Genomic DNA, 13,483 nt, shown 5'->3' on the forward strand with positions numbered 1-13,483 from the left:
CACGGCAGCGCGTTCACAGCGCCCCGAACACCTCGGGCAGGGCCGCATCGCGCGGCATGCCGCCATAGTTCTTGGTCCCGCCCTGGCTGTCGATCACCACGATGCCCGGCGTGCCACGGAAGCCCAGGGACATCATCAGCTTGCGGTGGTCCTCCAGCGTCTTGCGCACGTCGGGGCTGACGCTGAAGGCGGGCGCTATGCCGCCCTGGGCGGACTTTTTCTCGTGCTCCATCAGTGCGGCCGCGCGGTCCGGGGCCTGCAGGATGGCGGCGGCCTTGGCCGGGCTGTCGTCCCGGATCACGCCCACCAGGATGTGGCGCAGCTGCACCTTGCCTGCGTCCACCCAGGGACGCGCGGCCTCCCAGAACTTGTGGCAGTACTTGCAGTTGGGGTCGGTGAAGGTATAGATCACGCGCGGCGCATCGGCCTTGCCGTCGGGCACCCAGGTGGAGGTCTCCAGCTGCGCCTGCACGGTGTCGCCCGCCGGCTTGGCGGCCTGAGCCTTGGCCTGGGGGGCCTGGGCCGTGGCAGGGCCTTCTGCGGCCGTGGCCCATCCCGCCGCCAGAAAGAGGCTGGCAGCCATGCCTGCAAAAAGGACGGTGCGTTGAAGATGCATGGGAACTCCTTGAAACGATTGAATGAATGAGGGGGCGGCGCTGCGCGACAAGCGTGCAACGCCTGGTGCTGTGGCAACAGCGGCGGACGGTGTGAGTCGGAGTGCATCCGCCGCGTTCCATCGTTATAGGAAATCGCTTGCGCCATCTGGCCCCATCTGGCCCTTCACAGGGATACGCGCTCATCCTGAACGCGCAAGACCGGCTTCAGCAACACGGCATCCAGGCCACTGTCTTCAAACCAGCAGCCGTCCTGCGCAACCACTTCATGCGGCCCGCGCAGTTGAGGCCCCCGTGCATGCAGGCGTACCCGGGCGGTATGGCCGGTGGCCCAGGGCATGTCCTGGCCGAAGGGAACGATCAGCAGGGCTCGCGGCGACAGGTGCCCGGCTTGCAGGTTGCCTGGCGCAGGCGCCAGCCCCTGAAGGGATTGGCGCGCCTGGACCTCCACCCCAACCACCCAGGCCCAAAGAATGCTGGGCGCGCTCCTGGCCCAGACATGCAGCTGCAGCAGCGCACTGCCGCCGTTCTCAAGCGCGTGGGTACAGACCTGCACGCTGGCCGGCGCAGCGCTCCAGCCCGGCAGCCATTGCTGCAGGACATGCGCCATCTGGCGGGCATCCGGCTGCGCGGGCAGGCCGGGCGGCAGTTGCATGAGCCGCCATGGCCGCTGCGCCAAAACGGCGGCGCACCGCTGCGCACACCACCATGCGCCATGGGGATCGGCCTGCGCACAGGCGTCGGAGACCATAGGCAGCCGCGCCCAGCGCACCCTGCCCGTGGAGCCGCGTGCCTGGTAGTACCAGAACGAGTGGAAGCGCAGGCCGGGGATGAAGTGGTGAGAAACGGTCTTGAAATTCATCCCTGGGAATCGTAGAGATTCTGCAAATTTTCGGGGCTAGAAATGCTTTACTTTCGGGATAGAAATGCTAGTTTTGCGAAATGAAGATATGGACCATCGAGGAAGAGGCGGCGAACCTCAAGCGCCTGCTCTCTACTGTGAAAAGCAAGGCCGAGTTCGCAGAGAAGGCCGGCATTCCTGGCGGCTCCTCCATGGTCTCCCAGCACCAAAGCGGCAACCGGCCCATCAGCCTGGAGGCGGGCATTGCGTATGCCAAGGGCTTGAAGGTTTCGCTTTTCGAAATCAGTCCCAGGCTGGTGAAGATGGTTTCCGATTTGCCGGCCCTGCTTCCAGATGGGGACACGCCCGGCACCAATCTGCCCGAGTTTCCCAAAGGATTGCGGCAATATCCCGTTCTCTCGCACGCCCAGGCTGCAGCCCTGGCAGATGACGGCGCATTCCCCGATCCCGCTGAAAGCCTGGACATCGAATTCGGCAAGGACAACGCATCGCCCGGTGCGTTTTTTCTTGCGCTGGAGGGCGATGCCATGTCGCCTGAATTGCGCGAGGGCGACCGCGTGCTGATCGATCCGCAGGCCAGCCCCCGGCCCGGCGACCATGTGCTGGCCAGGAATGGCAAGCGGCAGGTGCTGCTCAGAAAGTACCGCGTGCGCGGTGTGGGAGAGGACGGCATCGAGGTCTTTGATCTGGTACCGCTCAACGAAGACCATGCCGTGCTGCGCAGCGACAGGAACCGGCTGGTTCTGCTGGGCACGGTGATCGAACACCGGCGCCGGCTGCGGGGAAGCTGACGACCGAGCTGTTTCGATAGACCGCCGCTCGGCCCCGGCGCTCCGCCTCCGTGCTCAGGGCGCAGCGGCAATCTCGGTCTGGCCATCGGGCCCGGCCACCAGAGTGACGGGCAGGATCTGGGCCAGCATGCGTGCGAACTCGGCGGGGCGGCTGGTCTGGTAGGTGCCGCCAATGCGCAGGGCCGCCATGGCCGGGTCGTGCACCACCAGGCCGGTCGGCCCGTAGCGCTCCAGCTCCGCCAGGGCGTCGGCCAGGGGCGTGTTCTCGAAGCGGATCAGTCCCTTGCGCCACAGCGCAATGCTGCCGGGCGCCACAGCCGACACCGGACCGAGCACGCCTGCAGGCGACACGCTCAGGGCCTGGCCAGCGACCAATGCGGCGGGCGCGGCGTCAGCGGCTGCAGTGCCTTGCGCACCGGCCACGCGCACATGGCCTTCCTGCACGGCCACCTGGGCGCTGCCCGCCTCCATGCCCGTGGCGCGATAGCGCACGGAAAACCGCGTGCCGCCCACGGTGACGCGCGCCGGGCCGGCCAGCACATGAAAGGGCCTGGCGCTGTCGGGCGCCACGGCAAACAGGATCTGCCCTTGCGTGATGCGCACCTCGCGCCGGTCGCGGTACAGAGTTACCTGCGCCTGGGTATCGGCATCCAGGGACAGTGCGGTGCCATCCGGCAAGGTGATGGTCCTGGCCTGGCCGCGTGGGGTCAGGTGGCTGCTGGTGAAGGTGGGCTGCTGCTGCCACTGGTGCCAGCCAACGCCCACGGCCAGGACCAGGGCCACCGTGCAGCACAGGGCCGCCAGGGCAGGGCGCGGCAGCAGGCGGGACCAGCTCCAGCCTTGGCGCTCTTCGGAGGACGGGCGCTGCGGGGCCGGTTCCGGGTGTGCGTGAGGCGCCGACTGCGAGCGCCGGCGTGCCTGCTCCGCGCGCAGGCGTGCCACCTGTTCGGGGGGAGTGGACCGCGCCGCCGCCAGGCTCTGGCCCAGGTGGCGCAAGGCGGCCTCGTGCGCCGTGCTGGCTGCCAGCCATTCAGTGAATTCGGCTTCTTCCTCGGCGGTCAGGCCTTGCTCCATGCGCGTGTGCCAGTCGGCCGCAGCGAGGTCGATGGGGTTTTGCCCGCGGAAGAACTCTTCCAGTTCGCGCACCTGCGCAGCCTTGTCCAGGGGCGCGGTGCAGGAGCGGTAGCGGCGCATGCGTGCGGATTTCCGGCTTCAGAAGCTGGTCCAGTCCTGCGATTCGGCAGACGGTTTGGCCGCAGCGAGGCGTACAGGTCGTGCAGGGCGCACACCGGCTGAGGGCTGTGCCGGCGCAGGCCTGGCCGGGGCCAGCGCAGATGCCGTGGCCGCGCGGGTGGGCACGGACGCCGGCAGCGGCGCCTGCAAACGCGGCTGCTGTGCCGCGCCGTCCTGGTCGCCCAGGCGGAAGATGGCCACGGCCTGCACCAGGCGCTGGGCCTGGGACTTGAGGCTGGAGGCCGCCGCCGCGCTTTCCTCCACCAGGGCGGCGTTTTGCTGCGTGACCTGGTCCATCTGGCTCATGGCCTGCCCGACCTGGGCCACACCGGCGCTTTGCTCGTCGCTGGCATTGCTGATCTCGCCCATGAGGTCGGTCACGCGCTGTATGGATTGCAGCACCTCGGCCATGGTGGCGCCGGCCTGGTCGGCCAGCTCCGCGCCCTGGCTGACGCGCGTGGCGCTGTCAGTGATGAGCTGCTTGATCTCGCGGGCGGCCTGCGCGCTGCGCTGGGCCAGGGTGCGCACTTCGGCGGCCACCACGGCAAAGCCCTTGCCCTGCTCGCCGGCGCGTGCGGCCTCGACGGCGGCGTTCAGGGCCAGGATGTTGGTCTGGAAGGCGATGGAGTCGATCACGCCCACGATGTCGCCGATCTGGCGCGAGCTGGCATGGATGTCCTGCATGGCGCCCACTACTTCCTGCACCACGGTGCCGCCCTTGGCCGCGATCTGGCTGGCGCCGCGCGCGAGCTGGTTGACCTGGCGCGCGTTGTCCGCGTTCTGCTGCACGGTGGAAGACAACTCGTCCATGGAGGCTGCGGTTTCCTGCAGCGCGCTGGCCTGCTGCTCGGTGCGGCGGCTCAGGTCGGCATTGCCCTTGGCGATCTGCTCGCTGGCCACGGCCACGCTGTCGGCGTTGTTGCGCACATCGCTGACCACGCTGGCCAGGCTCTGGTGCATGGCGTTGAGCGAGGCCTGCACGCTGCCTGCGGGCGCTTCGCTGCGCACCAGTCCGGGGTCGAGGTTGCCATCGGCGATCTGGCGGGCGACTTCACCGAGCTGGGCAGGCTCGGCCCCCAGCGCGCGTGTCAGGCCGCGCGCGATCAGCCGGCCCATGAGCAGGGCCAGCACGAAGGCGACCGCGCTCACGCCGATCTGCATGTTGCGTTGCTGCACATAGGACTGCGTGGCCTGCTCCACCATGACCTGGGCGTGCTGGCGCGTGAGCCGGCTGTACTCGTCGGTGGCCGCGATCAGCTGGGCCAGCAGCGGCCGGCACTCGCTGTTCATCTTGGCAATGGCCTCGTCCCTTTGCTGGCGCAGCGCCAGCGAAACGATGTCCAGCGCCACCGGGCCGTATCGCTGCTCTATCTGGTCGATGCGGGCGACCAGGGCGCGAGCCTCCTCGCCCACCCCGGGCGCGGCCACCAGGGCCTTGAGCTGGTCCAGGTGGGATTTGACCGCGGCATGGGCGGCGTACACGGCCGTTTTTTCCATGTCCAGATCGGCTGGCGTGTTCACCAGCACCAGGTTGCGCGCCGCGATGGCGCGGCTGTCCACGGCCGCGCGCACCTGTTCGGCCAGATGGGCGCGGGCGTTCACGCCGTCGACGAACTGCGTCAGGTTGCGGTCGGAACCGTCCAGCGCATGAAGGGCAGATACGGAAACCAGTGCGACCAGTAAAGCCAGGGCGGTAAAGGCGGCGTAGAGCTTGGTCTTGACGGTCCAGGTGCGGAGATTCATGGCGCTTTCCAGGTAGGTGGTGCAAGTATCAGTTTCTATCAAAAATAAATGATCAATTTGATAAAACCCTAAGGGTGAATTGTTAAATTTCAACCTGAATTGACAAATTCAGGCTAGGTGGGGCCAGGCGTCACCAGCCCGCTTCCCAGGCGGGCTGGATCAAGAAAGCCCGCATTTCATGAACGCATGCGGGTCTTGCACCTGGGATGCCGGGTGCGCCGGCGCTACAGTCGGGGCCCCTACCCCATGCATACCCCTCCCCACATCCAAGGCTGGTGCCCCGGCGCCTGGCAGCCCATGGCCTCCGGCGATGGGCTGGTGCTGCGCGTGCGCCCGCCGCTGGGCCGCCTGACGGCGGCCCAGGCGCGGCGGCTGGCGCGCCTGGCCTGGGTGCATGGCAACGGCGCGCTGGAGCTGTCCAGCCGCGCCAATGTGCAGTTGCGCGGCATTGCGCCCGGGCGGCACTCCGCCGTGCTGCGCGCCCTGGCGGCCGTGGGCCTGCTGGACGCCGACGCGGGCCGCGAGCGCCGCCGCAACCTGGTGATCGACCCGCTGTGCCGGCCGCAGGAGGCCGTCCATGCGCTGGGCCAGGCCCTGCAGCAGGCACTGGATGCGGCCGATGACCTGGCCGGCCTGCCGGCCAAGTTCGGCTGGTCGGTGGAAGGCGCGCCGGGCCGGCTGGCGGGCGTGTCCGCCGATATCCGCCTGCAGCGCACAGCCACCGGCTGGCTGGTGCAGCCCGATGGACGGCAGCAGGCGCTGGCCGTGGCCGACGCCAGCCAGGCCGTGGCCGCAGGCCTGGCGCTGGCGCGCTGGTTTGCCGGTCAGGCCTCCCTTCGCCGCGCCCAGGGCTTGCGGCCCGGACGCATGGCCGCGGTGGCGGCGCAACTGCAGCCGCCCCCCGGACTGGACTGGGTGGAGACAGAAACCCCGGCCCACGGCGAAGGACCGGCGCCCGGTGCCGTGCCCGGCGTGGGCTGGCTGCTGGGCGCGCCGCTGGGCCGCTTGCCGGCCGTGGCGCTGGCGCGGCTGGTGCGCGCCTTGCCTGAGCAGGCCTTTTTGCGTGTGACACCCTGGCGCATGCTGCTGGTGGAAGACGCCGGAGCCGGCGCGGCGCTGCCCCGCTGGTGGGCTGCGGCGGGGCTGGACAACGCCGCTGACTGGATCACCGGCGCCCATGACCCGCGCCTGCGCGTATCCGCCTGTACCGGCGCGCCGGGCTGCACCCAGGCCCTGGGTCCCACGCAGGCCCTGGCGCTGGAGCTGGCGCCGCAGGTGCCCCATGGCGCGCACCTGCATGTGACCGGATGCGCCAAGGGCTGCGCGCGGCAGGCGCCGGCCACGGTGGTGCTGCGGGCAGAAGGTGAAGACGAGGGCGAAGGCCCTGTCTATTCCGTAGTGCGCCACGGCCGTGCCGGGGATAGGGCGCAGGAGCAGCGGACCCTGGCCTCGGTGCGAGACAATCCGGGATTGCTGTTTTCAAAAGAATAATGCTGCACCGCTACGAAACCGATGGCGCCGAGATCTACCGGCAGTCCTTTGCCACCATCCGCCGCGAGGCGGCGCTGGAACGCTTCACGCCTGTCGAGGAACGCGTGGTGGTGCGCATGATCCACGCCGCCGGCCTGGTGGAGCTGGCCCCGCACGTGGCCTTCTCCCCCGGCATGGCCGAGGCCGCCGCGCAGGCCCTGCAAAACGGCGCGCCCGTGCTGTGCGACGTGCGCATGGTCAGCGAGGGCATCACGCGCTCGCGCCTGCCCGCCGCCAACCCCATCATCTGCACGCTGCAGGACGAGCGCGTGCCCGCGCTGGCCCGTGACATGGGCAACACGCGCAGCGCCGCCGCGCTGGAGCTGTGGCGCCCGCACCTGGCCGGGGCCGTGGTGGCCATCGGCAATGCGCCCACGGCCCTGTTCCACCTGCTCAACATGCTGCAGGACCCGGCCTGCCCCCGGCCGGCCGCCATCATCGGCTGCCCCGTGGGCTTTGTGGGCGCCATGGAATCCAAGCAGGCGCTGATGCAGGACCTGCCCGTGCCCTGCATGGCCGTGCATGGCCGCCTGGGCGGCTCGGCCATCACCGTGGCCGCCATCAACGCACTGGCCAGCCATGTCGAGTAGGCAGCCGCGTCCCAGCCAGGGCGGGCCCGGCATTGTCTGCGTGGGCCTGGGCCCGGGCGACCCCGAACTCATGAGCGTCAAGGCCGACCGCCTGGTGCGCGGCGCCCGCCAGGTGGCGTTCTTCCGCAAGAAGGGCCGGCCCGGCAAGGCCCGCCAGCTGGTGGACGGCCTGCTGGCCCAAGGCGCCGCCGAGCACGCCATGGAATACCCGGTGACCACCGAGCTGCCCGTGGACAGCCCCGCCTATGTGGACCTGCTGGCGCGCTTCTACGACGACTGGTGCCTGCGCCTGGAAGCGCTGGCGCAGACCGGGCAGGTGGTGGTGCTGTGCGAGGGCGACCCCTTCCTCTACGGCTCCTTCATGCATCTGTACACCCGGCTGCGCGAACGCGGCCAGGTGCCGCTGGACGTGGTGCCCGGCATCCCCGGCATGGTGGGCTGCTGGCACGCCACGGGCGAGCCCATCACCTGGGGCGACGATGTGCTCAGCGTGATGACCGGCACCCTGTCGGAAGACGAGCTGGTGCGCCGCATGCAGACGGCCGAGGCCCTGGTCGTCATGAAGGTCGGCCGCAACCTGCCGCGCATCCGCCGCGCCCTGCAGCGCACGGGCCGGCTTGACGCCGCCTGGCTGGTGCAGAACGGCACCACGGACAGCGAGCAGGTCGCGCGCCTGGGCGATGTGTCCGACGACGCCTGCCCCTATTTCGCCATCGTGCTCGTGCACGGCCAGGGCCGCCGGCCGGAGGCCGCATGGTGAGCGCCGGCCGCCTGACGGTGGTGGGGCTGGGCCCGGGCGCACTGGACCAGATCACGCCCGAAGCCGCAGCCGCTTTGCACGCGGCCGACGATGTGGTCGGCTACCTGCCCTATGTGTCCCGCGCGCAGGCCCTGCTGGCGCAGGAGGGTCAGGGCCAGGCCGTGGCCTGGCATGCCTCCGACAACCGCGTGGAGCTGGAGCGCGCGCGCCAGGCGCTGGCGCTGGCCGCACAAGGCCGGCAGGTGGTCGTGGTGTCCTCGGGCGACCCGGGCGTGTTCGCCATGGCGTCGGCCGTGTTCGAGGCCATGGAATCCGCCGATGCGGTGCAGGCTGCCGCCTGGCAGGCGCTCGATATCCAGGTGCTGCCCGGCATCACCGCCATGCTGGCCGCCGCCGCGCGGGCCGGTGCGCCGCTGGGCCATGACTTTTGCTGCATCAATCTCTCGGACAACCTCAAGCCCTGGCCGGTGATCGCGCGGCGCGTGGAACTGGCGGCCGAGGCCGACTTCGCCATGGCCTTCTACAACCCGCGCTCCAAGAGCCGGCCCGAAGGCTTTGTGCGCCTGCTGCAGCTGCTGCGCACCCGCTGCGAGCCGCAGCGCCTGCTGGTGTTCGCGCGCGCCGTGTCCACGCCCGAGGAACACTTGCACGTATGCACGCTGGCCGAGGCCACGCCCGAGATGGCCGACATGCGCACCGTGGTCCTGGTGGGCAACAGCGCCACGCGCCGCGTGGGCCGCTGGGTCTACACGCCACGCCACTACGGCATGGATGGCGGCGCGGGCGGTGCGGGCTGCGCTGTCGGCAGCACGCCATGAGCAATCCAGTGCAGCACCGCAGCCACCGACCCGGTGCGCTGGCGCTGCGGCAGCGCCGGGCGCTGCACCATCACCACGGGCAGGCCCAGGGCGCGTGCGGCATCGAGCTTGCCGCGCGTGGCCTCGCCGCCTGCGTTCTTGGCCACCAGCCATTCGATGCCGTGCGTGCGCAGCAAGGCCTCGTCATCGGCCGCGCTGAAAGGCCCACGCCCCAGAACCACCGTGGTGTGGGGCAAGGGCAGGCTGCCGGGCTCGGGCGCATCGACCAGGCGCAGCAGATAGTGGTGCTGCGGCCGGCCTGCAAAGGCCGCAAGCTGCTTGCGGCCCACGGCCAGAAACACCCGGGCGGCTGCCTGGGGCAGGGCGGCAGCGGCGGCTTGCATGTCGGGCACGTCGATCCAGGCGTCGCCGGGACTGGCCTGCCAGGGCTCGCGTTCCAGCGCCAGCAGCGGCGTGCCGGTGGCGGCGCAGGCCTCGCAGGCATTGCGGCTCATCTGCGCGGCAAACGGGTGGGTGGCATCGACCACATGGCTGATGGCCTGCCCGCGCAGGAACTGCGCCAGGCCCTGGGCACCGCCAAAGCCTCCCACGCGCGTGGGCAGGGGCTGGGCCACGGGCGACTGCGTGACGCCCGCATACGAGAACACGGCGGCAATGCCGGCGCGGTGCAGGGCCTGGGCCAGCTGGCTGGCGCCGCTGGTGCCGCCCAGCAGGAGAACATGGGGCATGACTGATCCCTGGTTGACATTGGTGGGCCTGAACGAAGACGGCCTGGACGGCCTCGCACCCGCCGCGCTGCGCGCGCTGGACGCTGCCGAGACCGTTTTTGGCGGGCCGCGCCACCTGGCGCTGGCCGGTGCCGGCGAGCGTGGCCGCCCCTGGCCCGTGCCCTTTGACGTGGCGCCCGTGCTGGCCTGCCGTGGCCGGCCCACGGTGGTGCTGGCGTCGGGCGATCCGTTCTGGTTCGGGGCGGGCGGCAGCCTGGCGGCGCATCTGGCGCCGCAGGAGTGGCGCTGCCACGCCCAACCCTCGACATTTTCGCTGCTGGCGTCCCGCCTGGGCTGGAAGCTGGAAGACACGGTCTGCCTGGGCCTGCACGCCGGCCACGTGGAGCAACTGCTGCCGCACCTGTCGCCAGGCCGCCAGTCGCTGGTGCTGCTGCGCGATGGCGCCGCCGTGGCCGCATTGGCGGACTGGCTGGTGCAGGAAGGCTGGGGCGACAGCCGCCTGGAGGTCATGGAATCCGTGGGCGGCCCGCGCGAGCGCCGCCGCGCATGGCGCGCCGCCGAAGCCGCCCAGGCCCTGGCCGCCGACCCTGCCTGCGCGCCCGTGGCCGTGGCTGTGCTCGCCCAGGGCGGCGCGGCCCTGCCGCTGGTGCCGGGCCGGCCCAATCACTGGTACGCCAACGACGGCCAGATCACCAAGGCCCCGGCCCGCGCGCTGACCCTGGCGGCTCTTGCGCCGCGCCACGGCGAATGCCTGTGGGATGTGGGCGGCGGCTCGGGCTCGGTGGCCGTGGAGTGGTGCCTGGCCGGTGGCTCGGCCATCAGCCTGGAGCAGCATGCGGCGCGTGCGGACAACATCCGCCTCAACGCCCGGCGCTTCGGACTGCAGGCGCGCCTGCGCGTGGTGCAGGGCGTGGCGCCCGAGGCGCTGGCCGAACTGCAGGCGCTGGCCCGGCCCCAGGCCGTGTTCGTGGGCGGGGGCTTTGATGCCGAATTGTTCGAGCGCCTGCAGGCCCTCATGCCCGCGGGCTGCCGCCTGGTGGTCAACGCCGTGACGCTGGAGACCGAGGCCCTGCTGGTGCAGCTGCAGGCCGAGCACGGCGGCCAGCTGCTGCGGCTGGAGATTTCCAGCGCCGAGCCGCTGGGCCGCATGCGCAGCTGGAAGGCTGCGCGGCCGCTGGTGCAGTGGAGCTGGCAGCGGTGAACCCGGACGAAGCCATCCCCCACCGCTGCGGCGTGCTGGGCCTGGGCCTGCACACGGACGCACTGCCCCATGCGCTGCAGGCGCTGTGGCAGCGGGCGCAGGCGCAGCTGCCGGAAAGCGCAGACGCAGGCGCCTGCGCGCCCCAGCCCATCTGCGCCGTGGCCGTGCTGGACATCAAGGCCAGCCATCCGGCGCTGGCCGCCTGGATGGCGGCTGTCGTGCCCACGGCCGTTCTGGTGCGCGTGCCGCCAGGGCAACTGCCTGGGCAGCCCGTGGTCACGCAGTCGCCGCGCATGCTGGCGCGCTATGGCACGGGCAGCGTGGCCGAGGCGGCGGCGCTGGCCGCCGCAGGCCCGCACTCCGCCCTGAGCGTGACCCGCCTGGTCGCGGACGATGGCAGCGCCACCCTGGCCCTGGCCGTGGGCCAGGGCGGACCTCTGAACTGTTGCCTGGCCCACGCCAGCCAGGCCAAGAACCAAGGAGCAACGGCATGACCGTGCATTTCATCGGCGCCGGCCCCGGCGCCGCCGACCTGATCACCGTGCGCGGGCGCGACCTCATGGCGGCCTGCCCGGTCTGCCTGTACGCGGGCTCGCTGATACCGCGCGAGCTGCTGGCGCACTGCCCGCCGGGCGCGCGCATCGTCAACACCGCATCCATGAGCCTGGACGACATCGTGGCCGAGATCCAGGCCGCCGAGGCGCGTGGCGAAGACGTGGCGCGCCTGCACTCGGGCGACCTGTCCGTCTGGTCGGCCATGGGCGAGCAGCTGCGCCGCCTGCGCGAGGCCGGCATTGCCTACACCGTCACACCCGGCGTGCCCTCGTTCGCGGCCGCCGCCGCCACGCTGGGCGCGGAGCTGACCCTGCCCGGCCTGTGCCAGTCCGTGGTGCTGACACGCACTTCGGGCCGCGCCACGGCCATGCCCGAGGGCGAGAACCTGGCCGCCTTCGCGGCCACGGGCGCCGTGCTGGCCATCCATCTGTCCATCCATGTGGCCGCCAAGGTGCAGTCCGAGCTGCTGCCGCACTACGGCGCCGACTGCCCCGTGGCCATCGTCTGGCGCGCCAGCTGGCCTGACGAAACCGTGGTGCGCACCACGGTGGGCAGCCTGACCGAGGCCGTGGCCACCCACATGGAGCGCACGGCCCTGATCCTGGTGGGCCGCAGCCTGCAGGCCGAGGACTTCGGCGAAAGCCGCCTCTACGCGGCCGACTACGACCGCCGCTACCGCCCGCTGGGCACCGAGCCGCGCTTTCCCGCCACCGATGTGCATGCGAATGCCGCGCTGGATACCGCGAGGGATACCTTGAGGGTCACCGTGAGCGACCCCGGGAGCGACATGCCCCTCGGGAACCCCGCCCCATGAGCGCGGCCCTGCCGCCCGTGGCGCTGAGCCTGATCGGCATAGGCACGGGCAACCCCGACCACCTCACGCGCGAAGCCCAGGCCGCCATGCAGGCCGCCGGCCTGATCCTGCTGCCGCACAAGGGCGAGGACAAGGCCGAACTCGCCGCCCTGCGCCGCGACCTGTGCGATGCCGTGCTCGCCTCCTCCGGCCCGCGCATCGAAGGCTTCGACATGCCCGTGCGCCGGTCCACGGGCGACGACTACCTGGCCCAGGTCGATGAATGGCATGCGGCCATCACGCGCTGCTGGCAGGCGGCCATCACCCGGTCCCTGGACGAGGGGCTGCAGCCGCGCACCCCCGGCCAGCCCTTGCAGGTCGCCCTGCTGGTCTGGGGGGACCCGGCGCTGTACGACAGCACCCTGCGCATTGCCGCGCGCATGCAGCCGGCGCCGCACAGCGTGCGCGTGGTGGCGGGCATCAGCTCCATGCAGGTGCTGTGCGCCGCGCATGCGATTGCGCTCAACGGCATAGGCCAGCCCTTCGTGGTGACCACGGGCCGCCAGCTGCGCGAGCAGGGCTGGCCACCCGGCGTGGACACGGCCGTGGTCATGCTGGACGGGCAGTGCAGCTTCACCGAGCTGCCCTCCCACGGCCTGCACATCTGGTGGGGCGCCTACCTGGGCATGGACCGCCAGATGCTGGACAGCGGCCCGCTGGCCGAGGCCGCCCCGCGCATCGTGCAGGCCCGCGCCGCAGCGCGCGAGCGGCATGGCTGGATCATGGACATCTACCTGCTGCGGCGCGGAGACTGAGGCCGAGGCTGCTGCAAAGCCGGTCCCCAAGCTACACACACCCTTCATCAAGGAATCCCGCCATGCAGATGGACAACATCCCCTTCAACACCACCGACTGGGCCGCCGTGGCGCCCACCGAGCATTCGGCCGAGGCCGGCCAGGCGTTCTGGCGCACGCAGAACTTCGGCAACATCCGCGTGCGCACGGTGGAGTACACGCCCGGCTATGTCTCCGACCACTGGTGCACCAAGGGCCATGTGCTGCTGTGCCTGGAAGGCGAGCTGGAGACCGAGCTGGCGGACGGCCGCCGCTTCACGCTGACGCCCGGCATGAGCTACCAGGTGGCGGACAACGCCGAGCCGCACCGCTCGCGCTCACCCAAGGGCGCCAGGCTCTTCGTGGTGGACTGAACCTGCAGGCACGATCGGCACGGCCACTGCAGTGCGCTGCCGTGGCGCACGGCGCGGG

15 protein-coding genes are annotated in these 13,483 nt (G+C 71.0%); 10 read left to right on the top strand and 5 right to left on the bottom strand.

The genetic code is table 11. The annotated features are described in order from the left end of the window. Positions 1 to 13: 13 nt before the first annotated feature. Both dsbG and BW39_RS10690 read right to left on the bottom strand, forming a co-directional pair. Positions 14 to 616: a thiol:disulfide interchange protein DsbG gene (dsbG, locus tag BW39_RS10685; protein WP_043821649.1), complete on the bottom strand. Its 603-nt coding sequence runs from the start codon at positions 614 to 616 to the stop codon at positions 14 to 16. A 164-nt stretch (positions 617 to 780) separates the two neighbouring features. Further along, complete coding sequence (locus BW39_RS10690) at positions 781 to 1,476, bottom strand: hypothetical protein (protein ID WP_052155314.1); 696 nt, start codon at positions 1,474 to 1,476, stop codon at positions 781 to 783. Between the two features lie 80 nt (positions 1,477 to 1,556). Between BW39_RS10690 and BW39_RS29770 the strand changes: the two genes are divergently transcribed. Next, complete coding sequence (locus BW39_RS29770; protein ID WP_052155315.1) at positions 1,557 to 2,267, top strand: LexA family protein; 711 nt, start codon at positions 1,557 to 1,559, stop codon at positions 2,265 to 2,267. Positions 2,268 to 2,321: 54 nt separating this feature from the next. Here the strand turns inward: BW39_RS29770 and BW39_RS10700 are convergent, their stop codons facing one another. Together BW39_RS10700 and BW39_RS10705 are read right to left on the bottom strand one after the other, a co-directional pair. Next, on the bottom strand, positions 2,322 to 3,461 hold the full coding sequence (locus BW39_RS10700) for a FecR family protein (RefSeq protein ID WP_043821651.1): 1,140 nt from the start codon (positions 3,459 to 3,461) through the stop codon (positions 2,322 to 2,324). Positions 3,462 to 3,479: 18 nt separating this feature from the next. Continuing rightward, complete coding sequence (locus tag BW39_RS10705) at positions 3,480 to 5,243, bottom strand: methyl-accepting chemotaxis protein (protein WP_043821653.1); 1,764 nt, start codon at positions 5,241 to 5,243, stop codon at positions 3,480 to 3,482. Between the two features lie 246 nt (positions 5,244 to 5,489). Between BW39_RS10705 and BW39_RS10710 the strand changes: the two genes are divergently transcribed. From BW39_RS10710 to cobJ, 4 genes are read left to right on the top strand one after another with little or no spacing between them, the layout of a single operon-like run. Then, a complete protein-coding gene (locus tag BW39_RS10710) occupies positions 5,490 to 6,734 on the top strand; it encodes a precorrin-3B synthase (protein ID WP_043821655.1) in 1,245 nt (414 codons plus the stop codon). Continuing rightward, the gene (locus BW39_RS10715) at positions 6,734 to 7,363 is read left to right on the top strand and encodes a precorrin-8X methylmutase (RefSeq protein ID WP_013800507.1); all 630 of its coding nucleotides are present in this window, start codon (positions 6,734 to 6,736) and stop codon (positions 7,361 to 7,363) included. The genes BW39_RS10710 and BW39_RS10715 overlap by 1 nt, the downstream gene beginning before the upstream one ends. Further along, entirely contained in the window at positions 7,353 to 8,123 is a 771-nt protein-coding gene (gene cobI / locus BW39_RS10720; RefSeq protein WP_013800508.1) for a precorrin-2 C(20)-methyltransferase, read from the top strand. Before BW39_RS10715 ends, cobI begins: the two co-directional genes overlap by 11 nt. Then, positions 8,117 to 8,941: a precorrin-3B C(17)-methyltransferase gene (gene cobJ / locus BW39_RS10725; RefSeq protein WP_043821656.1), complete on the top strand. Its 825-nt coding sequence runs from the start codon at positions 8,117 to 8,119 to the stop codon at positions 8,939 to 8,941. Before cobI ends, cobJ begins: the two co-directional genes overlap by 7 nt. Here the strand turns inward: cobJ and BW39_RS10730 are convergent. Further along, positions 8,884 to 9,669: a cobalt-precorrin-6A reductase gene (locus BW39_RS10730; protein WP_043821657.1), complete on the bottom strand. Its 786-nt coding sequence runs from the start codon at positions 9,667 to 9,669 to the stop codon at positions 8,884 to 8,886. The genes cobJ and BW39_RS10730 overlap by 58 nt on opposite strands. Between BW39_RS10730 and BW39_RS10735 the strand changes: the two genes are divergently transcribed. From BW39_RS10735 to BW39_RS10755, 5 genes are all read left to right on the top strand, one after another. Further along, positions 9,668 to 10,870, top strand: a complete 1,203-nt coding sequence (locus BW39_RS10735) for a bifunctional cobalt-precorrin-7 (C(5))-methyltransferase/cobalt-precorrin-6B (C(15))-methyltransferase (protein ID WP_043821659.1) — start codon at positions 9,668 to 9,670, stop codon at positions 10,868 to 10,870. The two genes, BW39_RS10730 and BW39_RS10735, sit on opposite strands and share 2 nt — an antisense overlap. After that, positions 10,867 to 11,364 (top strand): cobalamin biosynthesis protein, encoded by a 498-nt coding sequence (locus BW39_RS10740; RefSeq protein ID WP_043821718.1) that lies wholly within the window; start codon positions 10,867 to 10,869, stop codon positions 11,362 to 11,364. Before BW39_RS10735 ends, BW39_RS10740 begins: the two co-directional genes overlap by 4 nt. Further along, a complete protein-coding gene (cobM, locus tag BW39_RS10745) occupies positions 11,361 to 12,239 on the top strand; it encodes a precorrin-4 C(11)-methyltransferase (protein ID WP_043821661.1) in 879 nt (292 codons plus the stop codon). The genes BW39_RS10740 and cobM overlap by 4 nt, the downstream gene beginning before the upstream one ends. After that, positions 12,236 to 13,033 (top strand): precorrin-6A synthase (deacetylating), encoded by a 798-nt coding sequence (cobF, locus tag BW39_RS10750; RefSeq protein ID WP_043821663.1) that lies wholly within the window; start codon positions 12,236 to 12,238, stop codon positions 13,031 to 13,033. The genes cobM and cobF overlap by 4 nt, the downstream gene beginning before the upstream one ends. A gap of 62 nt (positions 13,034 to 13,095) precedes the next feature. Next, entirely contained in the window at positions 13,096 to 13,425 is a 330-nt protein-coding gene (locus BW39_RS10755) for a DHCW motif cupin fold protein (protein ID WP_013800515.1), read from the top strand. Positions 13,426 to 13,483: the final 58 nt, after the last annotated feature.

It is taken from the genome of Delftia sp. RIT313 (assembly GCF_000632165.1).
Classification (GTDB): domain Bacteria; phylum Pseudomonadota; class Gammaproteobacteria; order Burkholderiales; family Burkholderiaceae_C; genus Comamonas; species Comamonas acidovorans.

Excerpts from the sequence above, each read along its gene's own strand:
- BW39_RS10715 (WP_013800507.1), top strand. The coding sequence starts at position 6,734 with ATGCTGCACCGCTACGAAACCGATGGCGCCGAGATCTACCGGCAGTCC.
- cobF (WP_043821663.1), top strand. The coding sequence starts at position 12,236 with ATGAGCGCGGCCCTGCCGCCCGTGGCGCTGAGCCTGATCGGCATAGGC.
- BW39_RS29770 (WP_052155315.1), top strand. The coding sequence starts at position 1,557 with ATGAAGATATGGACCATCGAGGAAGAGGCGGCGAACCTCAAGCGCCTG.
- BW39_RS10700 (WP_043821651.1), bottom strand. The coding sequence starts at position 3,461 with ATGCGCCGCTACCGCTCCTGCACCGCGCCCCTGGACAAGGCTGCGCAG.
- BW39_RS10705 (WP_043821653.1), bottom strand. The coding sequence starts at position 5,243 with ATGAATCTCCGCACCTGGACCGTCAAGACCAAGCTCTACGCCGCCTTT.
- BW39_RS10755 (WP_013800515.1), top strand. The coding sequence starts at position 13,096 with ATGCAGATGGACAACATCCCCTTCAACACCACCGACTGGGCCGCCGTG.
- cobJ (WP_043821656.1), top strand. The coding sequence starts at position 8,117 with ATGGTGAGCGCCGGCCGCCTGACGGTGGTGGGGCTGGGCCCGGGCGCA.
- cobM (WP_043821661.1), top strand. The coding sequence starts at position 11,361 with ATGACCGTGCATTTCATCGGCGCCGGCCCCGGCGCCGCCGACCTGATC.
- BW39_RS10730 (WP_043821657.1), bottom strand. The coding sequence starts at position 9,669 with ATGCCCCATGTTCTCCTGCTGGGCGGCACCAGCGGCGCCAGCCAGCTG.
- BW39_RS10710 (WP_043821655.1), top strand. The coding sequence starts at position 5,490 with ATGCATACCCCTCCCCACATCCAAGGCTGGTGCCCCGGCGCCTGGCAG.
- dsbG (WP_043821649.1), bottom strand. The coding sequence starts at position 616 with ATGCATCTTCAACGCACCGTCCTTTTTGCAGGCATGGCTGCCAGCCTC.
- cobI (WP_013800508.1), top strand. The coding sequence starts at position 7,353 with ATGTCGAGTAGGCAGCCGCGTCCCAGCCAGGGCGGGCCCGGCATTGTC.
- BW39_RS10690 (WP_052155314.1), bottom strand. The coding sequence starts at position 1,476 with ATGAATTTCAAGACCGTTTCTCACCACTTCATCCCCGGCCTGCGCTTC.
- BW39_RS10735 (WP_043821659.1), top strand. The coding sequence starts at position 9,668 with ATGACTGATCCCTGGTTGACATTGGTGGGCCTGAACGAAGACGGCCTG.